At 41.1% G+C, this 22932-nt stretch carries 20 protein-coding genes; 11 read left to right on the top strand and 9 right to left on the bottom strand.

The window, feature by feature from the left end; genetic code table 11:
• Positions 1-122 precede the first annotated feature (122 nt).
• The 3 genes from recJ to PL_RS18395 are packed head-to-tail and all read left to right on the top strand — an operon-like array spanning position 123 to position 4092.
• Positions 123-1838 (top strand): single-stranded-DNA-specific exonuclease RecJ, encoded by a 1716-nt coding sequence (gene recJ, locus PL_RS18405; protein ID WP_041881363.1) that lies wholly within the window; start codon positions 123-125, stop codon positions 1836-1838.
• Positions 1835-2569 carry an LPS export ABC transporter ATP-binding protein gene (lptB, locus tag PL_RS18400; RefSeq protein ID WP_348620069.1) on the top strand — a complete coding sequence of 245 codons (735 nt, stop codon included), beginning with the start codon at positions 1835-1837 and terminating at the stop codon, positions 2567-2569. The genes recJ and lptB overlap by 4 nt, the downstream gene beginning before the upstream one ends.
• An 8-nt stretch (positions 2570-2577) precedes the next feature.
• Complete coding sequence (locus tag PL_RS18395; protein ID WP_041881361.1) at positions 2578-4092, top strand: GH3 auxin-responsive promoter family protein; 1515 nt, start codon at positions 2578-2580, stop codon at positions 4090-4092.
• Here the strand turns inward: PL_RS18395 and PL_RS18390 are convergent.
• Positions 4089-5072 carry a chitinase gene (locus PL_RS18390; protein ID WP_082035897.1) on the bottom strand — a complete coding sequence of 328 codons (984 nt, stop codon included), beginning with the start codon at positions 5070-5072 and terminating at the stop codon, positions 4089-4091. The two genes, PL_RS18395 and PL_RS18390, sit on opposite strands and share 4 nt — an antisense overlap.
• A gap of 400 nt (positions 5073-5472) precedes the next feature.
• Between PL_RS18390 and PL_RS18385 the strand changes: the two genes are divergently transcribed.
• Positions 5473-6681 carry a GAF domain-containing sensor histidine kinase gene (locus tag PL_RS18385; protein ID WP_041881358.1) on the top strand — a complete coding sequence of 403 codons (1209 nt, stop codon included), beginning with the start codon at positions 5473-5475 and terminating at the stop codon, positions 6679-6681.
• 7 nt (positions 6682-6688) lie between these two features.
• Here the strand turns inward: PL_RS18385 and PL_RS18380 are convergent, their stop codons facing one another.
• Positions 6689-9076: a phosphocholine-specific phospholipase C gene (locus tag PL_RS18380; protein WP_041881355.1), complete on the bottom strand. Its 2388-nt coding sequence runs from the start codon at positions 9074-9076 to the stop codon at positions 6689-6691.
• A gap of 162 nt (positions 9077-9238) precedes the next feature.
• A complete protein-coding gene (locus PL_RS18375; RefSeq protein ID WP_082035896.1) occupies positions 9239-9622 on the bottom strand; it encodes a winged helix-turn-helix transcriptional regulator in 384 nt (127 codons plus the stop codon).
• A 232-nt stretch (positions 9623-9854) separates the two neighbouring features.
• Here PL_RS18375 and PL_RS18370 point away from each other — a divergent pair, with 232 nt between their 5' ends.
• Entirely contained in the window at positions 9855-10607 is a 753-nt protein-coding gene (locus PL_RS18370) for an SDR family oxidoreductase (protein WP_041881352.1), read from the top strand.
• A gap of 166 nt (positions 10608-10773) precedes the next feature.
• On the opposite strand, the gene PL_RS18365 is transcribed toward PL_RS18370, so the two are convergent.
• On the bottom strand, positions 10774-12435 hold the full coding sequence (locus PL_RS18365) for an FAD-dependent oxidoreductase (RefSeq protein ID WP_041881350.1): 1662 nt from the start codon (positions 12433-12435) through the stop codon (positions 10774-10776).
• 41 nt (positions 12436-12476) lie between these two features.
• On the bottom strand, positions 12477-13874 hold the full coding sequence (locus PL_RS18360; RefSeq protein WP_041881348.1) for a sensor histidine kinase: 1398 nt from the start codon (positions 13872-13874) through the stop codon (positions 12477-12479).
• Between the two features lie 110 nt (positions 13875-13984).
• Here PL_RS18360 and PL_RS18355 point away from each other — a divergent pair, with 110 nt between their 5' ends.
• Genes PL_RS18355 through PL_RS18345 form a run of 3 tightly spaced genes read left to right on the top strand, consistent with a single transcriptional unit; the run spans position 13985 to position 16591 of the window.
• Positions 13985-14140, top strand: coding sequence for a hypothetical protein (locus PL_RS18355; RefSeq protein WP_160292098.1), 156 nt, complete (start codon positions 13985-13987; stop codon positions 14138-14140).
• Between the two features lies 1 nt (position 14141).
• The gene (locus PL_RS18350; protein WP_348620066.1) at positions 14142-15473 is read left to right on the top strand and encodes a DUF5690 family protein; all 1332 of its coding nucleotides are present in this window, start codon (positions 14142-14144) and stop codon (positions 15471-15473) included.
• Positions 15470-16591, top strand: coding sequence for a TIGR03364 family FAD-dependent oxidoreductase (locus PL_RS18345; protein WP_041881343.1), 1122 nt, complete (start codon positions 15470-15472; stop codon positions 16589-16591). The genes PL_RS18350 and PL_RS18345 overlap by 4 nt, the downstream gene beginning before the upstream one ends.
• 64 nt (positions 16592-16655) lie before the next feature.
• Here PL_RS18345 and PL_RS18340 read toward each other — a convergent pair whose 3' ends face one another.
• Both PL_RS18340 and PL_RS18335 read right to left on the bottom strand, forming a co-directional pair.
• Positions 16656-17453, bottom strand: a complete 798-nt coding sequence (locus tag PL_RS18340) for a hypothetical protein (protein WP_041881340.1) — start codon at positions 17451-17453, stop codon at positions 16656-16658.
• A 34-nt stretch (positions 17454-17487) separates the two neighbouring features.
• Positions 17488-17949 (bottom strand): GNAT family N-acetyltransferase, encoded by a 462-nt coding sequence (locus PL_RS18335; RefSeq protein ID WP_041881337.1) that lies wholly within the window; start codon positions 17947-17949, stop codon positions 17488-17490.
• Positions 17950-18155: 206 nt separating this feature from the next.
• Between PL_RS18335 and PL_RS18330 the strand changes: the two genes are divergently transcribed.
• Positions 18156-19256: an NAD(P)-dependent alcohol dehydrogenase gene (locus PL_RS18330; protein WP_041881335.1), complete on the top strand. Its 1101-nt coding sequence runs from the start codon at positions 18156-18158 to the stop codon at positions 19254-19256.
• Here PL_RS18330 and PL_RS18325 read toward each other — a convergent pair.
• The gene (locus PL_RS18325) at positions 19234-20172 is read right to left on the bottom strand and encodes a helix-turn-helix domain-containing protein (protein ID WP_041881333.1); all 939 of its coding nucleotides are present in this window, start codon (positions 20170-20172) and stop codon (positions 19234-19236) included. The genes PL_RS18330 and PL_RS18325 overlap by 23 nt on opposite strands.
• Positions 20173-20240: 68 nt before the next feature.
• Between PL_RS18325 and PL_RS18320 the strand changes: the two genes are divergently transcribed.
• Together PL_RS18320 and PL_RS18315 are read left to right on the top strand one after the other, a co-directional pair.
• A complete protein-coding gene (locus PL_RS18320) occupies positions 20241-21782 on the top strand; it encodes a GMC family oxidoreductase (protein WP_041881331.1) in 1542 nt (513 codons plus the stop codon).
• Between the two features lie 24 nt (positions 21783-21806).
• Positions 21807-22649, top strand: coding sequence for a pirin family protein (locus tag PL_RS18315; protein WP_041881327.1), 843 nt, complete (start codon positions 21807-21809; stop codon positions 22647-22649).
• A 49-nt stretch (positions 22650-22698) separates the two neighbouring features.
• Here PL_RS18315 and PL_RS18310 read toward each other — a convergent pair whose 3' ends face one another.
• Positions 22699-22932 (bottom strand): thioredoxin, encoded by a 234-nt coding sequence (locus tag PL_RS18310; protein ID WP_041881324.1) that lies wholly within the window; start codon positions 22930-22932, stop codon positions 22699-22701.

The raw sequence follows: 22932 nt of genomic DNA, 5'->3' as shown, positions 1-22932 counted from the left end.
GATATATTTACAATCGATTGCAAAGATATGGAACCTGCATGAAATACCTTCATGTTAACGTCATTACCGCCTGTAAGAGGCCATTTTTGTAAGAAAAACTAAACAAAAATCAGAAAAACTAAATGAAGAAAAGATGGGTGCAGGCCGTAAAAGGTAAAGCAGAAGTAACAGATTCGCTTGCACAGCAATTAAACATAGATACAAGTTTAGCCGAAATACTGGTACAAAGAGGCGTATCTTCTTTTCAGGAAGCCAAAGATTTTTTCAGACCCACGCTGACGCAGCTATACGATCCTTTTATAATGAAGGATATGGATAAGGCCATTGCAAGGATCGGCCAGGCTTTAACTGCCGGGGAGAGCATCATGATTTATGGCGATTATGATGTGGATGGAACAACTTCAGTTGCCCTTGTCTTTAGTTTTTTCGGTCAGTTTACCCAAAACATAGAATACTATATCCCGGACAGACATAAAGAAGGATACGGAATTTCCACAGCAGGAATTGATTATGCAGCTTCAAAAGGGATAACACTGATTATTGCACTGGACTGTGGTATTAAATCAAATGATAAAATTGCTTATGCCAATACGCTGAAAATAGATTTTATTATTTGTGATCACCATTTACCCGGCGATGAATTACCCGCAGCCGTTGCCATCCTTGATCCGAAACGTACCGATTGCCCCTATCCTTTTAAAGAACTTGCAGGCTGCGGAATAGGATTTAAACTGGCACAGGCTTATTGTCAGACCCATAATCTTGCCACAGAAAATTACGAACGCTATCTTGACCTGGTTATGGTTTCTATCGCGGCTGATATTGTGCCGATAGTAGATGAAAACCGTACCCTTGCCTATTTCGGGCTGATTAAGTTAAATACAAATCCCTGCACAGGATTAAAAGCCCTGATGGAAAGTTGTGGTAAAAACAAAGATTTTACCATTACCGATGTGGTATTTACCCTGGCTCCCCGCATTAACGCTGCAGGCCGTATGGATCATGGCAATCAGGCCGTCAAAATGCTTTTATGCACTGCCGATACACTCGCAGCCGAACAGAGCCTTTTCATTAACATTCAGAATACAGACCGTAAAACATCAGACCAGAACATTACTGCAGAGGCCCTTGCCCTGATTGATGAATCTGAAATCCTGATCAATAAAAAAACAACCGTAGTTTATAATGACCACTGGAATAAAGGAGTTATCGGTATAGTTGCATCCCGTCTTACTGAAAAATATTACAGACCAACCGTAGTACTGACACTTTCTAATGGAATGCTGACCGGATCTGCCCGTTCTGTGGCTGGTTATGACCTGTATGAAGCCTTACTAAACTGTGCAGACTTACTGGAACAGTTTGGAGGACATAAGTTTGCTGCCGGGATGACTATTAAACCCGAGAATATAGCCGCATTTACAGAAAGATTTGAAGCCGTAGTCGCTGCGACCATAACAGAAAATTTACTTTGCCCGGAAATTCAGATTGACAATGAAATTCTGCTCACACAGATAGACGGAAAATTTCAGCGTATTCTTGCTCAGATGGCACCATTTGGACCGATGAATCCTGCCCCGGTATTTGTTAGTCATAATGTATTTTACGCAGGAAGACCTTATATTGTAGGGGCAAAACATTTAAAGTTGAGTATTAAACAACAAAATTCCGCTATTTTTGAAGCCATTGGATTCGGACTTGCAGAATTTGAACAACTATTACAACCTGATCAACCCTTCTCTGTGTGCTATACAATAGAGGAAAATGTGTGGAAAGAGCAAAAGCGTTTACAATTAAATATTAAAGCAATAGAGATTAATAACCAATCATATAAATGATATTAAGAGCTGATAATCTTATAAAAAAATACAAACAACGGACTGTCGTCAATGACGTTTCGTTTAGTGTGAGCCAGGGAGAAATTGTAGGATTGCTAGGCCCTAACGGAGCCGGAAAAACTACTTCCTTTTATATGATTGTAGGACTGATCAAGCCTAATGAAGGTAATATCTATCTGGACGATGAAGATATTACCAAAGATCCCATGTACCGCAGGGCACAGAAAGGAATTGGTTATCTGGCGCAGGAAGCATCAGTTTTCAGGAAACTATCAGTGGAAGACAATATTCTTTCCATCCTGGAGATGACTACCATGACCAGGGTAGAACGGGAAGAAAAGCTGGAAGAATTAATTGATGAATTCAGTTTACACAAAGTGAGAAGAAACCGGGGAGATCTTTTATCAGGAGGAGAACGCCGGAGAACAGAAATTGCCAGGGCACTGGCAGCGAGTCCTAACTTTATTTTACTGGATGAACCATTTGCAGGGGTAGACCCGATTGCAGTAGAAGAAATCCAGACTATCGTGGCCAAACTCAGAAACAAAAATATAGGAATCCTGATCACAGATCACAATGTTCAGGAAACACTTTCCATTACAGACCGGGCCTATTTATTATTTGAAGGTAAAATACTGGAGTCTGGTACCCCAGAAGTTCTTGCCGCCAATGAGATGGTCAGAAAAGTCTATTTAGGTTCCAATTTTGTACTTCGCAGTAAAAACTTATAATCTATAACATGGCAATTGTAAATTCTATTTTCACCTGGTATATGAAAAAGCGTGTCCATCAGATAGAGCTTTTCATGAAATATCCTATAGATGTCCAGGAGGAATGGTTTCATAACCTGATTTCCAGCGCAGAAAATACAGAATGGGGAAAAAAATACGATTATAAGTCTATCGAAACTCCAGAACAGTTTAAACAACGTGTTCCGCTGCAAAACTACGATTCCTTAAAACCCTATATTGAGCGCATGCTCAAGGGAGAACAAAATATTCTCTGGCCATCAGAGATCAGGTGGTTTGCCAAATCATCAGGAACCACCAGTGACCGGAGTAAGTTTATCCCGGTATCTCCCGAAGCTTTAGAAGAATGTCATTTCAAAGGTGGGAAAGATATGATTTCCATCTTCTGCAATAACAAACCAACCAATCAGATCCTGACCGGAAAAGCGCTGGTACTGGGAGGAAGTCATCAGATCAACCAGTTGAACGAAGACTCATTTTACGGAGACCTTTCTGCTGTACTGATCAAAAACCTTCCTATGTGGGCAGAATATTACCGGACGCCGGATATTTCAATCGCTCTGATGGATGATTACGAACAAAAGATGGATAGAATGGCAGAAGCCACCATTAAAGAAAATGTAACCAACATCTCAGGCGTGCCAACCTGGACTATAGTTCTGGCCAAAAAAGTGCTGGAAATCACCGGTAAGAAAAATTTACTGGAAGTATGGCCTAACCTGGAATTGTATTTCCATGGAGCAGTTAATTTCAGCCCATATAGAGAACAGTTCAAAGAACTGATCCCGAGAGAAGATATGTATTACCTGGAGACTTATAATGCATCTGAAGGCTTCTTTGGTATACAGGATCAGATCTCTTCAGAAGAGATGCTGTTGATGCTGGATTATGGTATCTACTATGAGTTTTTACCTTTAGAACAGCTTTGCGATGATAACCCCGTTACCCTCAGTCTTGGAGAAGTAGAGCTGCATAGGAACTATGCAATTATTATTTCTACCAATGCCGGTCTATGGCGTTATGTAATCGGGGATACCGTTCAGTTTACTTCCTTATCACCTTTCAGAATCAAAATTACCGGCCGCACCAAACATTTCATTAATGCCTTTGGAGAAGAAGTGATTATTGACAATGCGGAACAGGCTATCAGCAAAGCATGCAAAGAAACCGGCGCAGCTTTTAAAGACTATACCGCCTGTCCGATATATTTCAAAGGCAATGATGCAGGCGGACATGAATGGATTATAGAATTTGATCAGCAGCCTGATAATTTCGAGAAATTTGTAGACATACTTGACCAGACTCTCCGGGAAATCAATTCTGATTATGACGCCAAGCGTTTTAACAACCTGGCACTTTGCAGACCAAAAGTTCACAATGCACCAAAAGATACTTTTTATAACTGGCTGAAATCAAAAGGTAAACTGGGCGGACAACATAAAGTACCCAGACTAGCCAATGAAAGAAAGTATGTAGATGAAATTTTACCGCTGTTAAACCTTTAAGGAAAGGGCTGCATTGAGCCACAAGAGCATTGCCTGGTATCTTTCAGACCAAATATCTGCAAATAGTGCTGATAATAATCAGTCCTGTTTTTCATTGCAGCTACTGCTTCCCCACTGTTGCACTCTATAGCGCCGTTGATAATATTGGTTACCATTCCAAACCCGGCGGTCCATCCTTTTGACAGATCCGCAGCAGAAGGCCGCCATTTCCCAATAATCACCTCATGCGCAGAAGGCTTGGTTCCCTGTGGTGTCATCCAGAAATATATTGCACTCTCAAAAGCAATTACAGGGTCTTTCAGCAGCAGATCCGGGTCACTCAGTAACTTGTTTTTATCTCCGAAGATACAATCAGAAGCAAAACCATAATTACCATTATAACTCAGCTGAAGCGGTCCTCTCCCATAATACCTCTTTCCAGGTACAGCCGGATAAATCGCGTTTGCAGCCAGATAAGCATTGGTCGTGTCCAGTTCCCGTTTCAGCATTAACCCATCATTGAAATGTCCATCCTGTCCATCTCTGGTTTCATGCGCGGCCTGTGCAAAAAAAGCAGCAAGCTCCCGCTGGTTAATTTTCCGGTCTGTACCGTTACAGAATGTCCCGTAGTCAATTGTGACACTGGTATATTCCTTTTGCTGTGCCCATGCCTCATTCCAGTCTTTATCCTGACGCACAACAGCCTGTTTTCCTGTACGCTTATCAAATCTGGTAATCTTACAAATAAAAGGCCCTCTTTTTTCAACCTGAATTTTTATCTGTGCTAAATTCTGAACAGCTTTCACTAAAGAAGTATAAGTATAAAACTTACTTCTTAAAGGGAACAGCTTGTTGTAAACTGCAGGAGAAAGCAGGGAAGAAAATGAACCAGTGGCATCGCTGTGAACCGGAATATTTAATCTGGATGCATTGGCCTGAAAACAAGTACACAAGCAGATCAGCACAACAGAACTCAGTTTAATACACGTTTGTCTCATCATATTATCTCGGGTTTTAGAATCCGCATCAATTCAAATGACAAAATTATCAAATGAATGCTATGCTTTTCCTAAACCTGAGAAAAAAGAAACTTAATAAATCCCAGGCAAAGTCTAATTATACTCATAATTTATAAAAATGAATCATATTCATACATAAACATACACGGAGCGGATATCCCCAGTGGCAAATTATCGTCACTTATTACAGGATTGTCCAATTGACAAATGGTTTTAATATTATAGTTAATCAACATCGTTTTTTAAAAAGAACAATTTATACAACAATCAATCCAGTATTTTGTTTAATGCATAATATTATTCTCAAAAAAATTTTCCAGGTAGCCTGAAAACAGATAAGAGGGGGTTTATTACCAATAAATACAGATTCCGAAAAAAAACAATGACAAATACTGAAACGCCAGATAACCTTATTCCTGATAACGATGAGACCAGGTTAAAAAAACTCTATCAATATGAAATTCTGGACACCCATTCTGAAACAGATTTTGACACAATCGCCTTAATGGCATCCGAAATATTTGGCACAAAAAAAGCCTTTGTCACTTTTGTTGATAAAGGACATGTATTTGTCAAAGCAAGCAGCAGCAGAATTGAAGTAGATCATATTTCCAGAGCCTATGGGCTATGCTCCCTGAGCATCATGGAAGATGATCTGACTATATTTTATGATACCCATGAATTCCCTGAGCTCATGAAAAACCCATATATCTCCAGACCCGGAGGTGTGAGATTTTATGCAGCAGCGCAGATCAGAACTGCCGATGGATTTGCACTCGGTACCGTTTGTGTACTGGATGCAGAGCCCAGGACCGTAGTTACTGAACATCAGTCAAGAATGCTTCAGTTACTTTCCCGAATGGTTATGGAGAAGCTGGAAACACGTATGGTCAACAGAAAGATTGTGAGAGCTTATGATGATCGTTTGCACCGCCTGGCACATGATATGAAAAACCCCGTAACTTCAATCTCCTTATATGCACAATTACTGGGTAGCAGGGAGATGAACAGCGAAAAGGTATTTTCCATGGCAGCGAAGATTGAAAACTCCTCCAAAGGACTGGAAAAGAAACTCAATAACCTGCTTACAGATGCAAGAAGTGAAAACTCAGCGATTGAATTGGTTCATGAATCAGTGATGATTACCGATTTGCTTAGTCAGTTACACCATTCCTTCGAACTTTCACTGGCAGCAAAAAAACAGACACTGATCATTAATAATGATTTATTTGTTCTGATTTATGTAGACAGGGAACGCATACTTGATGTACTTGACAACCTGTTGAGCAATGCGATGAAATACTCCTACGAAGGTGCAGTGATTACCATTAACACTTCCCTGGAAGAAGATGAGCTCATTATTGAGTTCAAAGATGAAGGATTAGGCCTGAGCGAAGAAGACAAGAAAAAACTGTTCCTGAAATTTGCCAAACTAAGCGCTATTCCCACTGCACATGAAAAATCTTATGGATTAGGTCTGTTTATTGTGAAAATGCTTGTAGAAAGCCATAAAGGCAAAGTATGGGCAGAGAGTGAAGGCAAAAACTTTGGAAGTTCTTTTTTCATTTCCCTGCCCATTTTTAAGCAATAAGCCTTTACTATAGAATTCCGGCCATATAAGGATCAGAAATTGACTCCTGCCCTGTTTCCACATGTCCGGCATACTGTCTGCTATAGGTTTCATCAGCAGTCTGCACAGTAAAATCATACCATCCCGAATATTTTTCGAGATTTAAAACCACCTGTTTTTTACCCTGTGGTGCCAGGCTGATTTTCTCTGAATTTCCAGAACCAGTGTAAACCAGTTGTTTAATTTCCAGTTCCAGCGTTTTCTTTCCTTTATTTTCCAGCAGCACGATAACATTACCACTCAGTTTTTCTCTGAGCAGTCCTGATTTCTCATACAGACACGCTATATTAACTTCAGGATCATTTTTACTTCCTTTATAATGTCTGAAAAACCCGTTTGGTCCTCTGACCAGCAGATTGTAATTTTCAGTCTTAAATTTACTCAGTTCAAGCTGATGGGTTAACTGATCTCCGGCATTTACTGCATAATCCCAGTTTTTACCCGATATTTCTGCATAAGGATTTAATGATGTTACATTAAATGCCGAACCAACAGGTTCCAGTAATTGTCCGAAACTAGTTTTTCCAGATTCAAATCTCAATTCTACAGCCGTTTTATTTTCATTTAAACCAGCCTCTGCAAATAACTGATAAGGCAGTGCACAAGCCTTTCTTGTCCCTTTTTCCTGTACAGGCATGGCCACAGGCGATGCTGATGAAAATGGCAGATTAGCATTGATTGCTGTTATTTCGCCAGCTGTCAGTGCATCAGGCGTAACCTGTGCAGGTTTATTCCTGGCATTCTGAATACTGATAACTACTTCCTCTTTCTGTAATGATTCAGGATTAACCAGTTTTTCCCCGTTATAAGGTCTGAAAACAGAAGTCAGATCACCACAAACAGCCCTTCTCCAGTCACTGATCTGGTGACTTCTGATCTTTTTCCCTGTTTTTTTACTTAGAAACTTCTCCAGAAACTGCTGCGAAGAAGTATGATCAAATACCTGAGAATTCACATAGCCGCCTTTACTCCATGGAGAAGCAATCAGCATAGGCACACGATAACCTAAACCTATAGGGCTACCTTTTTTAGCTTCCCATTCCACATCAATATTCATTTTCGCGGACACTTTTCCGGTTTCAGGATCATTCGGATTTGGTGCTACAAAAGGTGGAATATGATCGAAATAACCATCATTCTCATCGTAAGTCAAAACAAAGATTGTTTTTTTCCATACCTCAGGATTTTTGGTCAGGATGTCTATCGCTTCAGAAACATACCATGTTCCATATAAAGGAGAACTGGTGTGATCTGAAAAACGCTGCGGGGCAACCAGCCAGGAAACCGTTGGCAGTTTACCCTGATCTACATCTGCCCGGAACTGATGGAAAATATCATTTTTAGGAATTTCAATTTTTTCTTCAACTCCCTGATCATTCTTATAACTGAAGGACTCAAGCTCAAGATAATCTCCAGGCATATTGATATTTGTCGCAAATGCCTTGTCAATGAGATTTTTTTCCTTCTGGCTCAGTTTATTATATTTTTCAGTGACTTGTTCAGCAGTCAGTATTTCTTTTTTATTGGTACGATCACCATGTTTGCGGAAATAAGCAGACAGTTTTACGTTATAACGCTTTACATATTCCAGTGCATTATCCCCGTAATTATCTACCCAGTCACCTACCCTTTTATCCTGCAAATTTACCGTCCACAGCTCATTCTGATAAACTTTCCAGGATACCTGATGATCTTCCAGCAATTCAGGAAAAGTATCCCAGTCTACAAATGTATTGGAATGAGATTCGGCCTGTGAATTATCCACCGCAGCAATGGCTTTTCCATTCTGCTCCGGACGGATCGTACCGGTCCAGAAAAACAATCTGTTTGGTGTAGTTCCCGTTAATGAAGAACAAAAACTGTGATCGCAGATCGTAAAAGCATCTGCTAAAGCATAATAAAAAGGGATATCAGTACGCTCATAATGACCCAGTGTCATCAATGTTTTTACCGGTACCCATTTGTCGTACTTCCCTTTATTACGGGCCGCTACCTGGTCATTCCAGGAATGAGGCAGACCGCCCTGCCAGGTAATTTTTGTCTTATTAATATCGATATGAAAAGGAGCAAAAGTATTTCCTGAAGCATCCTGCTGAAGCCATACTTTATTTTTGTCCGGTAATATAGCCACCCGCGGATCATTAAATCCGCGTACTCCGCTCAGTTTACCGAACATATGATCAAAAGAGCGGTTTTCCTGCATCAGGAATACCACATGTTCCGCATCATAAAAAGTAGTCCCGGGATCTGCTTCAATCGCCATTGCCTTTTGTATAGACATCGGGATTACATTCGCCAAACCGGCAGCACCAGAAAACATCGCTGCTTTCTTCAAAAAGTCTCTTCTGGAATTCATTATTATCAATCAAATTAGGTGTATCTCTCTTAGCAGAAATGCATTAAGGTATTTCTTATAAATATTATCAGAAATATCTGTAATTAATATGCTGTAACAAAGATATTGCCCTCGTAAATCTTAATTGTAAAGCCTTTGTTAAGCAATAAAGACCAGAAGAAACTATGATTTTATCTGATCAATATGATAGCAGCTGCTGCCACTTTTCCTATCCGGCTGATCGGTTCCTGTTACAAAATGACTGCCCCAGATTTCCAGGGCCTTAAATATCCCCGTTAACTCTGCTCCCAGTTCAGTAAATGAATACTCTACTTTCGGTGGCACCTCAGGATACACCTTTCTGCGGATAACCCCATCCTCTTCCAGTTCCCTTAACTGCTGGGACAGCATTTTTTCTGTGATACCAGGAACATTCCTGTTAATCTCACTATACCGTCTTGCACCAAAACGCAACTCGTTAAGAATTTCCATTTTCCATTTCCCGCTGATTACACTCAGTGCTGCTTCCATTGCACAGGTATATTCCTGTTGTCTTTTATTTGTCATTATTTGTACAGGCATTTAAGATTAAACTCAACCGGCCCATAACCTACCATCAGGTATGTGCCGTACTAAAAGGTGCGTTCTTGACCAGACAATTTAAAATGTGTCCATTTGATCATTAATTAATAAATATAAGAAACAAGTCCGGGCTGGTGACAGGAAAATTAACAAAATGAGTCAGGACTGATCTTCAATAAACCCAGAAGCAATAAACAGCTTCATAAAATTTAAAGAAATGAACAAATTAGCAGGTAAAACAGCTGTAATTACAGGTGGAAATAGTGGAATTGGTTTAGCTACAGCACAAGAATTTATTGCCCTTGGAGCGAAAGTGATCATTACAGGCAGAAATCAAAAATCTATAGATGACGCAGTAGCTGTACTTGGAGAAAATGCTGCCGGTATCGTTTCAGATTCCGGGGATATGCAACAGGTAAAAAACCTGGGCAACCAGATTAAAGCGATTTCAAAAAAGATAGATATTATTTTTATCAATGCAGGCGTCGGACAATTTTATCCCATTGATCAGGTTACAGAAGAATTATTTGACCAGATGATGAATGTCAATTTCAAAGGAGCATATTTTAGCCTGCAGCAATTACTGCCTTTAACCAATGATGGAGGATCCGTTATCCTCAACACGTCAATCAATGCGCATCTGGGCATGTATGGAGCAAGTGTTTATGCCTCAAGTAAAGCTGCGTTAATTTCTCTGGCCAAAAATCTGTCATTAGAACTGATCCCAAGAAGAATAAGAGTAAATGCTATTAGTCCGGGTCCGGTAGCTACGCCAATGCACAGTCCGGCAAAAATGGGAGTTACCACAAAACAGTTTGAGGAAATAGGTGGCGGGATACTCAAACAGATTCCTGTTGGAAGATTTGGATTACCGGAAGAGATTGCAAAAGTAGCAGCTTTTCTGGCCTCAGATGATTCTTCTTTTATGCTCGGCGCAGAATTAATTGTTGATGGTGGATTTACTGTGTAAGTCAGCTCTGCCCATCAAATTTAACAATTTCATCATACGGAAAACCATGAATCTGAAAACAATTACACTGGATGCGAGCCATGCCTCATTAGCATCACATCCGGAAGAAATTATAGCATTAATATCCTGTACCCTAACAGGTACAGGATATTTTATGAAGCAGTTTTTAAACCTCTGCCAGATACTTGTGTACAAAACTAATGGCCATCGAACCTTCTCCAACAGCCGAAGCCACCCGGTTCATCGCCCCAGAGCGGACATCACCAGCGGCAAAAATACCTGCACAACTGGTTTCCAGTAAAAACGGATCTCTTTTCAGCTTCCATGTCTTTTTGAAGTTCTCATAATTTCTCAGTTCACGGCCGGTTTCTATAAAACCCTTTTCATCTTTCAGGATATCCAGCTTCAGCCAGTCCGTATAAGGTTTAGCCCCTATAAAAATATATAATGCCGAAGCTTCTTCTTCCCTGGTTTCTTTGGTTTTAACATTAATCAGCACCAGTTTTTCCAGACAGCCATCCCCTTTTGCTTCTATGACTTCGGTATTTCCTAAAACATGAATATTAGGCGTATGACCAATCTGATCAATGAGATAAGATGACATGGTCGAAGTCAGATCGTCCTTACGGATAACGATATGCACATTACAGGCAAATTTAGACAGATACATTGCTGCCTGACCTGCCGAATTACCTCCGCCAATGATATAAACATTTTTATCCCTGCAGGCAGCAGCTTCCGTAGTTGCAGCACCATAATAGATACCAGCACCGGTCAGCTCAGCTACCCCTTTAACTTCCAGTTTCCGGTAATCCACTCCCGTGGTGATAATAACCGACCGGCTGATAATCTCCGGTCCGTCTTCCAGTACGATAGTTTTATAACCATCTTTCTGTTTGATATCACTAACCGACTGCGGCGATAAAAAACCTGCCCCTAAACGTACCGCCTGACTAATAGCCCTTCTGGTCAGGTCTGCCCCGCTTAACCCGGATGGGAAACCCAGGTAATTTTCAATTCTTGAGCTTGTTCCGGCCTGCCCTCCCGGAGCTTTACGTTCAATCATCAATGTTTTTAATCCTTCAGAAGCGCCATAAACAGCCGCTGCCAGCCCGGCAGGACCAGCTCCGATAATCACCACATCGTACATATCATGAACAATTTCCGGGTTCTTCCCTATTTTAGCAGCGATTTCCTTAATAGAAGGCTTGGTCAGAAATGTGCCGTCATCCAGTAATAACATAGGCAGGTCATCATTTGTCAGCTTATTGATTGACAAAAGATTAGCTGCATCAGGATTAGTCTGTATATCCATCCACCGATAAGGGATCAGGTTACTGGCCAGATAATCCTTGACCACATGTGATAAAGGAGAAAACTGAAATCCGACTACTCTTATTCCTTTAAATTCCGGGATATAATCACTCTGCCAGTCATCCAGCAGATCATTGATTACCGGGTAAAGCTTGTCTTCAGGCGGGTCCCAGGGTTTGATGAGGTAATAATCCAGCTTCACCTCATTGATTGCCTTGATCGCAGCCTCAGTGTCAGAATAAGCCGTTAATAAGACACGCTTGGCATCCGGATAAATCAGCATTGCCTTTTCCAGGAATTCAACACCTTCCATCTCCGGCATCCGCTGGTCGCATAAAAATAAAGCGACTACATCGGCACTGTTTTTCAGTTCGGTCAGCATATCCAGCGCTTCCTGAGCAGAGGATGTACTTAGAATTTTATATTCTTTACTGTATTTTATTTTCAGGTCACGGCTGATAGAGCGCAGGACCTGCGGATCGTCATCTATAGAGAAAATTATAGGTAGGTTCATCTTTATAATCATTTAAAATTTGTTAAACAGATTTTCATCCGTTAAGCGTCGAGTGGGAAACAGACTGTAAACTCTGTCCGGCCGGGTACAGATTTCACCTTGACATTACCATTATGCTGATGAATAATTCTATGAACAACCTCAAGCCCCATTCCTGTCCCTTTACCCATAGGTTTAGTTGTAAAAAACGGGTCAAAGATATTGGAAAGTATGTCTGCCGGAATGCCCGGTCCGTCATCAATCACAGAGACATTTACAAATTCCCTGTCCTTTTCCGTTTTCAAAGTTAAAGTACCTTTAAGTGCCGGTTCCATCGCATCAATTGCATTGTCAATCAGGTTAGTCCAGACCTGGTTAAGCTCACCAATCATCCCTTTGATATGCGGAAGAGTTTCGTCATAATCTTCCACTACTATAATATTTCCCTTTCTTATTTTATGACCTAACATGGTGAGTGTATTACGGATACCTATATGAATATCAGCATATTCCTTATCCATGCCCCTATCCATATGTGTAAATGTTTTTACAGAATTGACCAGGTCGGCAATTCTTTTGGAAGACTCCTGAATATCTTCTACCATACGCTCTGTAACCAGCAAATTACTGATCCAGTTGAAAACCGGTGACAGATGCTCAGGAACAGGTGCTGCACAGGCCTCCAGATCAGCAACACTAAAATTAAAATCCACAAAACTCTCTGCAATGGCAAAACTGTTCTCTACATTTTTCTCTTCAAACCAGTCAGCAATCTCATCTTCGAGTGCTATCCGCTGTTTCAGAGATAAAAGAGGTTGTTCCTTAGCGCCCAGTATTCCAAACAGCACTTCATTTAATTTGTCTATCTGTTCTTCAGCAATTGTAATAGCAGCCACTTTTTTAAAAACCTCAGGCCCCAGTCTTAAATGCTCTTTCAGTGAAATAGAATCGCGCACTATAGCCGAGGCGGGATTATTCAGTTCATGAGCCAGTCCGGCACTCAGTTTACCCAGGGCCAGCATTTTCTCATTCTGCTGCTGCATGGCGGTAAATTCCCGGACCCGGTTACTCATTACATGAACCAGTGACTGCGTCAGTTCAAAATGATTTTTAATCATTTCCTGAATTCTTTCCGTTTTGAAACTCAGTAACTGTACTTCACCAATGGCCTGTGCATAACCTCCGGAAATCTTTCCTCTTGAATAAGGCAGATAACCCGAGATATCTCCTTTTGTAAACATGACAAATTCACGTTTCGAGCCATTCTGGAATAGATGAAGACTCATTTTGCCAGCAATTAAGATATGAGGACCAGCAATCGGATCGCCCGGTTCAGTCAGATAATCGCCATCCTGCAGCAATTGATTCTCACTGTTATCCAGAAACCATTGTAACTGATCATCAGGAACATTATTAAAAACATCGAGAGACTTAAGCCATAAAAGAGTTACAATTTGCATGGCCTAAATTTAACTAAATTTCTGAATCAATTGTTTACCAAAGCTTAACATTGAGGTCATTTGATATTAATAAACAAAGTTTAGTATTGCTAAACAAAAGATAAGCAGATATGAGCCTCATTAAACTTGCAGTATTTGATATAGCCGGTACAACAATTAAAGACAATCATGAAGTCCGCAAAGCACTTCTGCAAATGCCTGGTGAGGAATCTCCGGTCATCAAACCGCAGTTCATTAGTAATAATCATACACTTATAAATACATAAGATGAAAATAATGGATCACCTGCGTGCAAAAGTCGCTACCTTACCTTATGCTGTAATCTCTATACTGGCTGCCCTTGCTGCTTTTGGAACCTATACTGCTATGTATTCTTTCCGTAAAGCATTTGCTGCAGGTACCTTTATTGATCATCAGTATTTACATGTTGACTATAAAGTCTGGTTAGTTATTGCCCAGGTTATGGGTTATATGCTAAGTAAGTTTTATGGTATCCGTTTTATTTCTGAGATCAGGGGGAATAACCGGGGTAAAAGCATTCTGATGCTGATCGGTATCTCCTGGCTGGCCCTATTGGGGTTTGCACTGGTTCCGGCTCCCTGGAATATTGCGTTTCTGTTTATTAACGGTTTCCCGCTGGGTATGATCTGGGGATTGGTATTCGGTTATCTGGAAGGCCGTAAGTCTACAGAATTTATGACCGCCGTAATGTCCATCAGTTTAATATTTGCCTCAGGTTTTGTCAAAACTGTTGGCCGCAATCTGTTGACCGTATTCCATGTCAATGAATACCATATGCCTTTTGTAACGGGGGCGATATTTGTAATTCCTCTTTTACTGTTTGTTTTCTGTTTAGAACTTATGCCTCCGCCTACCGAGGAAGATAAAAAGCTAAGAGTAGAACGTGCCCCTATGAATGCACAGGAAAGAAAGAATTTTCTGATCCGCTTTTTACCCGGCATAGTGCTCACGCTGATCATCTACGTATTACTAACGATTATGCGGGATGTCAGAGATAATTTTGAAGTGGAAATCTGGGCAGATCTGGGCGTAAAAAGCAATAATATCTATACCCATATTGATCTGTTTATTTCTGTGGTTGTCCTGGTGGCGATGAGTCTGCTGATCCTGGTGAAGAAAAACATCAAAGCCTTCAGCATTATACATTTATTTATTATCGGAGGATGTCTGCTTGTCGGCATGTCTACTTATCTGTTTGAGCATAAAATGATCAGTCCTATTGCCTGGATGACAGCCGCAGGATTAGGTCTTTATCTTGCTTACGTACCCTATAATGCCATATTTTTTGAAAGGATGATTGCCTCTTTCAAGTACCGCAGTAATGCCGGTTTCATTATGTATGTTGCCGATGCTGCAGGTTATCTGGCAAGCGTAAGCATTCTGGTTATCAAAGAACTGGGCAAACCCAATATCAGCTGGGGCAATTTTTTCAAAGAAGGCATCATGCTTGTTGCAATAGTAGGTGTAATCAGCGGTGTATTATCACTGATCTATTTTCTGCAGACCGCCCAGAAAAACCGCAAAAAGGAAAAAAAAGCTGAAGAACAGAATCAGCAGTTCAATATCATATCGTTATGAAGAAAGCAATAGTAATAGGCGCAGGCATCGTAGGTTTAGCTACCGCACGTGCATTAGCCATCAGAGGTTATCAGGTCACCATTATTGAAAGAAATGAACGTGCCGTTGGTGCATCTATACGAAATTTTGGTATGGTCTGGCCTATCGGACAGGCTACAGGTCCGATGTTCGAGAGAGCCATGTTATCCAGAAGTATCTGGAAAGAAATCTGCACAGAAGCTAAAATCTGGCATGACGAGGTAGGTTCTTTACATATAGCCTATCATGATGATGAACTGCAGGTCATGACAGAATATGCAGACATTAACCGTCAGCATCGCAATTGCAGTCTGCTAAGCCCTGAACAGGCCCTGGAGAAGTCTCCTGCTATCAATACCACTGGCCTGAAAGGTGCCTTATGGAGCGGTGAAGAGATGATCATAGAATCCAGAGTTGCCGTTGCGCAGGTAGCTGCTTATCTGGCCGAAAAATATGGAATAATCTTTCACTGGAATACAGCAATCAGCCGGATTGAACATCCAAAAGTGATGTCCGGAAACCAGAGCTGGGAAGCAGAGGAAATCTTTGTCTGCAGTGGTGCAGACTTTGAAACACTGTATCCTGAATTATTTGCGGCTACTGACATTACCAAATGCAAATTACAAATGATGCGTCTGGTTACTCAGCCGGATGAATGGCGTATAGGCCCATCCTTATGCGGTGGTTTATCCATGATTCATTATCCGGGTTTCCAGGCTGCAGCCTCTTTGCCTGCATTGAGAAAAAGATATGAAGCGCAATATGCAACCCAATTAAACTGGGGTATACATGTGATGGTTTCACAGAACGGAAGCGGTGAACTGACTATTGGAGACTCCCATGAATATGGATTGGTTCACGATCCTTTTGACAAAGAATTTATCAATAGTATGATCATAGATTACCTGCATACCTTTGCAGATTTCAAGGACTGGAAGATGCTGCAGTCGTGGCATGGTATCTATCCTAAAATGACTAACGGAGCAACAGAGTTTATTACAGAAGCCACACCCGGAGTAACCATTATCAATGGTTTGGGTGGTAACGGTATGACTTTGTCTTTTGGGCTATGCGAGCAGTTTATTGCTTCCAGAGTTTAAATTTCAGCTGCGTGAGATAGTTTACAACAGCAAAGGGCAGCTCAGGCTGCCCTTTGATATTATTTTATTTGCGTCTCATATCCACAATCCTGTTATCGTCATTATAGCGCAGAAAGGTAACCCCATTTTTATTTTTCCTGAAGCTGTAATTCGCTGTGATCCATTTATAAACTGCACCCATTTCTTTAGGACTGCCTGGCGCGATAGGCTCATTCAGATCTTCATTGGTCCGGTAATGTACCTGGTATAAAAAGTCTTTAACTGCAAAGATGATAGTCTGCTTATCAGGAGTTAACAGTAAAACCTGTCCCTGAATCCTTTCATCAGGATGCTGTCTTTTAATCACGTAAGCTTTAGAAGTTACGTTGGTGATAAAAAAATCATTATTAACCAGGTATCCGGTTGCCCCCATTTTATTGATCCCGGTCGTATATTTCTTATCATCTTTTCCATTTGACGGGCGATATAAACTGATTACTTCCAGTTTGCCATTATGCGTTGCGATCAGAAACGGGCGCGGCGTCAAACCTGAGCTGTCAGCAAGCTCAACCAGTAAACATGTTTTTTGTTTATTGGTAAACTGAACACCCGAAGATTTAAACTTATATAGTCCCCCACCGGTATCAGTCATTTTATCCTGTATATGAACCGTACTGTCTCTGAATTTCACCACCAGAACCGGTTCCTCTCCCGGTTCACTGATTTTTACGACAGAAATAGAGTCCGATGCATCCTTTGGAAAATCGTTAAAGACTTCATTCTGTGTTAAAACCCTTGGCACATAGTTCCTGGTTTTTTCATTTTGCTGATTACATCCGGCTGAGAGAATTAATAAAGCAACGGCAACTAAAGATAATTTCATAATTAAGGTATATTTTCAAAGGTCAGGTATGTGCTTAAATCTCCCTTCTCATCTGGGCATAAAGTTTTGTAAAACCAGCTTTTTCATAGGCTTTAACAGCAATATCATTCTCCAGATAAACTTCCAGTCTCAGTTCAGTAATTCCCTGTGCTTTAGACCAGCTTGTCAGCCCTGCAAGAATTGCCTTGTTAACTCCTTTTCCGCGATGCGAGGGCGCAACATACATAAAACCTAAATAGGCATAACGATCAAATTTAAGATAAGGTTTTGCATTTTCGATACGTGCATAACCCGATCCGACCACTTCATCACCCGATACCGCAACAAGCATTTCTATATGCGGCGCAGTAATTAATTCATAAATATTATAGTAATTAACCCCTGTAATATTCAATGTAGGATTAAAAGGGCGTTCAGCCTCTACCACCCCCTGTTCAAATTGAAGAAGTATATCCAGATCACTGAGGGCCGCTTTTCTGATTATAATTTGTTCCATATTTCAAAACTAGTAAAATATAGCCTAATCGTTTTAATTTAAGCATTAAACAGCATCAATTTCACAAAACAGCTACAATAATACCAGTACAAATAGCAAAACAGACAAATTGACAACAGTTACGGACTTTTAGCCATTTACCAGCAACATTATCCCCCGTAATTTTGGGTATCATTAATTTTTGAATTACTAAAAGCATTGATACCATGAATATTACAGCAGCAGTAGCTACCGAAAAAGGTAAACCACTTACTCTGGAAACCCTGACCCTTGACGAGCCCAGAGAGAACGAAGTTCTGGTAAAGATAGTAGCAGCCGGTATCTGCCGGACAGATGTAGATGTTATAGATCAGTTTCTGCCAGTGCCTATGCCCATAGTTTTAGGACACGAAGGTGCCGGCATAGTTGAAAAAGTAGGGAGTAAAGTAACCAAGGTAAAGCCGGGAGACCATGTAATCCTGAGTGTAGGTTCCTGTGGTGAATGCGAAATGTGCCGTAAAGCACTTACTCCCTACTGTTTTACCCATATGCCCAGAAATTTTGGAGGAAGCAGGCTTGACGGCAGTGTAAGTTTACATGACAGCTATGGTAAAGAGGTACACAGTCATTTTTTCTCCCAGTCTTCCCATGCTACACATTGCGTGGCCGACCAGAGCAGTGTGATTAAAGTACCTCAGGAGGCCGATCTGAAATACCTGGCTCCGTTTGGATGTGGGATTATGACCGGATCAGGGGCAATTCTCAATACCCTGAGACCAGAAGCAGGAACCAGTATAGTCATATTTGGTACCGGAGCTGTTGGCCTGAGTGCATTAATGGCTGCAAAAATTGCAGGCTGTTCTATGATTATTGCCGTAGATATTAATGAAGGAAGACTTGAACTCGCCCGTGAAATGGGTGCTACGCATACCATTAATGTAAGTAAAGAATCTCCTGTGGAGATGATTAAAGACCTGACTGATGGCCGCGGGGCACATTACTCATTTGAATCATCCGGAGTTAAAAAAGTAATGCATACCGCAATGGAAGTCATCAGAGAAAAAGGGATCTGTATCATTACCGGCCTGTTGCCTCAGGGCACGGACATAGAAGTAGATTCCTTTGGTCTGGTCAGAGGCAGAACAATGATGGGCAGTGTGATGGGAGATTGTAATCCCGATGTTTTTCTTCCGCGCCTGGTACAGTTTTTCCTTGACGGGAAGTTTCCGGTAGATAAAATGATGTCATTTTACCCATTGGCAGAAGTGAACAAAGCTATTGAAGATGGTCTGCATGGAGATACCATTAAGGCTGTACTGACGATGTAAGTTGTCCGGGCAGAACATCAGGATTTTGTTCTTCAGTCTTTCTGAAATCGGAAGGAGATATACCAGAGTACTTTTTAAAGAAACGGCTGAAATGCGCAATATTTTCAAAATTAAGCACATATGAAATCTCTTTAATCGTCTGCGTAGTATATTTCAACAGATGCCGGGCTTCCTGAATAATCCGGTAATGAATCATGGGTAAGGCAGTCTGACCGGTTTCTGTCTTGATAACTTCTCCCAGATACTTAGGACTAACTTTTAAAATATCTGCATATTCTTTAACCGTTTTAAGTGTAAAAAAATGTTTATCAATCAATCTTTTATAAGCTCTGACCAACTGTTCATTTCTGGGAAAAGCAGAATCCGGCAAGGCAATTTTTTCAGTACAAAGTCTGTTTACCCTGTACAACAATTCCAGAAGCTGATTCAGGATGATGTGTTTACTAAAGGTTGTGTTGAGCTGATACTCCGTATTGATCCTGTTAAAACTATCACAGACCATTTCAAAATCATCGGCACTAAGCTTAAACAAAGGAGGCAGATCAGGATTCATAATTAACAGCTGCTCAATAATACTGGCAGAGACCGGCGTATCCAGATAAAATGAGGGCGTAAAGGTGATCGATAAACAACGAAAATCAGCACTCGCATCCGAAATGACCTGGTTGTATTTTGGTCTTGAGATATGCACAGAATGAGACGGCACTTCAAAAGTATGGGGTTCTATTGTTTTTATACAATGTCCTTCTACACATAGAATAATGGAATAAGATTCCGCTTTAAAAGAAACTTTCTCCGGGCAGTTAATCCTGATTTCAGCTAATAAAAGGTCATTAAAGACAGTCGTATACCGGCCGTCCTGCCCCAGATATCCAAATGGTGCAACATCCGTTAAAATGTTCTTTTTAGTTAGCATAACAATAGATATAAGTTATTAAAACGATCAGAGTTACAAAAAAATATAAGCATTAAGAAATCAATACTATGAAAAATCAGGAACAAGCATATGATCATATTGTAATTGGCTCAGGATCATCAGGATCTGTCTTAACCAGAAGATTAATTGACGCCGGAAAAAAAGTATTACTGGTAGAAGCCGGCCCGGTAGACAGTAAGCCTGAAATCCATGATCCGATGGGCTCGGTATCCTTATGGAACTCAGAAGTCGACTGGGCATTTCGTACCGAACCCCAGCGGTTTGCCAACAACCAGCAACTACCATTCCCAAGAGGCAAAACACTGGGCGGAAGCAGCGCATTCAACGGGATGATTTATGTGAGAGGGGCAAAACAGGATTTTGATACCTGGGCATATCTGGGTAATTATGGCTGGGATTATAATACCATAGCAAAGAACTTTAAAAGATTTGAGCATTTTATAATTAAAGATGAGCAGCTGGAAGGAGATCATCATGGCATGAACGGGGAGTTACCTATTACACTCAACCCCGCTCCCACTGAGGTCACAGAGGCTTTTATTGCTGCTGCAAAGAGTTATGGCATTCCCTATAACCCGAACTATAATAATGGAAATAACATATTCGGCGTATATCATACCTGGCTGACCATTAAAGATAATAAAAGGATGAGCAGCTGGGTAGCATTTCTTCAGCCTGTAAAAAACCATCCTAACCTGACTTTACTGGTAGGTGCCCAGGTAAACCGTATCCTGTTTTCAGGGAATAAGGCTATTGGCATTTCTTATACACTTGATAACGGCAAAAAAGATAATGAAGCTTATGCCACAGGCGATATTATTATCAGCGCAGGTTCCATTAATACGCCTAAATTGCTGCTCTTATCAGGAATCGGAGATCGGAAACATCTGGAAGATGTTGGCATTGAGACACTGGTCGATTTGCCCGGAGTTGGTCAGAATCTGCAGGATCATATTAACGTACCCCATGTCTGGGAAACCCACCAGCCGGTGCCGATGTCCAAAGCTCAGGGTCTGGAGGCTACCCTGTTCTGGAAAACCAAACCGGATATGACTGTACCGGACATGCAGCCTTTCATTATCACTTTTCCGTTTCCCGGAGAAAACTCTCCTGAAAATGGGTTTACCATAGTTTCTACCCTGACACATCCGCAAAGCAGGGGTTATATCAAATTAAGATCGGCTGATCCGAACGAAGCGCCGATTATTGATCCCCGGTTTTTAGAAGATTCTGATGACCTTGATTCACTGGTCCTGCAGACAGAATTTTTGCGTAACTTAGTCAAAGAGCCAGCAATGAGCAAGCATATTCTTACTGAGACTATGCCAGGTAAGGCGGTTAACAATAGAGATGAAATTAAAGATTTTATCAGAAAACATCTGGTAAGCGATCATCATCAGGTAGGAACAGCAAAAATGGGTATCGATAAAATGGCCGTAGTTGATCCCCGTCTCAAAGTATACGGGGTGGAGAATCTCAGAGTAGCTGATGGTTCAATCATGCCATTAATCAATACCGGAAATACCAATGCCGCCTGTATCATGATTGGTGACCGCGCATCTGATTTCATTTTAAACCCTGAAATATAAATATTTCATCTAACTCATAAGATCATGGAAAATCAAAAAATAGCACAACGTGCAATTAAACGCACCTGGAAAATAGAACTCAATAAACACAGCGATATTCATACTGCCGGGCTGGTACTTCCTCCGGGAAACTGGGAGGAATTTGATCCGTTTTTGCTGATGGCAGAAGATATCTTTCAGCAAAAAGCTTTTGACAATCATCCGCATCGCGGGATGGAAACCGTAACCTATATCATTGATGGTGAAATGCATCATACTGATGATAAAGGAGGTAAAGGCACGATCAAAAAAGGTGACGTACAGTGGATGACTGCCGGCAAAGGTATTAACCATCTGGAAGAACCACCAGTAAATACTACAGTCCATTCTTTACAATTATGGGTAAACTTACCCAGGGCAGAAAAGATGGCTACTCCACGTTATCAGGATATTATTGGTGCAGAAGCACCTGTGCGCCGGGAAGAGGGTGTTAGCTATCGTGTATTCTCAGGTTCATCCGGCAATGTAGTCTCGCCTACCAAAAACCACGCACTGGTTACCATGGCCGAAATAGAGATTGAAGCAGGTGCGACAGCCGTTCAGGATTTACCGGCAGACTATAATGGATTTATAGTGGTCCTGGAAGGTTCAGGAGTATTTGGAAGCCACTATACCGAAGCACAAAAAGGTCAGGTATTATTACTGGATAATGTGCTGGGTGAAGCGGCTGAAAGTGAGATCCGCATCAAAGCAAAAGAGCAAATGAAAGTACTCTTTTTTGCCGGTCGGCCTTTGAGAGAACCGGTAGTTGCCAAAGGACCGTTTGTCATGAACACTGAAGAAGAGATCAAACAGGCTTATGCAGATTACAGAGCCGGTAAGTTTTAATCTTTAAAATAGAAAGCGTGTCTCCCTGACTGAGAGACACGCTTTCTGATTAACCTTTTACGTCGGCCAGAGATGCTCCAAAATTAATATGGAGTACGTTCCCGTTTGTTGTCACCAGGGCAGGAACAGATTTAATGCCTGCTTTTTCGGCTTCTTCAATCTGGTTTCTGTGTTCTGCCAGATTAACAACTTCTACTTTATCTGCACCAATAAGGGCGATAATATCCTGTTCAGCACTCACACATACTGAACATCCTGCGTGATAAAAAATTGACTTCTTCAT

Source organism: Pedobacter lusitanus (assembly GCF_040026395.1).
Taxonomy (GTDB): Bacteria; Bacteroidota; Bacteroidia; order Sphingobacteriales; family Sphingobacteriaceae; genus Pedobacter; species Pedobacter lusitanus.
The sequence above is the reverse complement of the archived record's forward strand: the minus strand, read 5'-3'. Positions and strand labels throughout refer to the sequence as shown.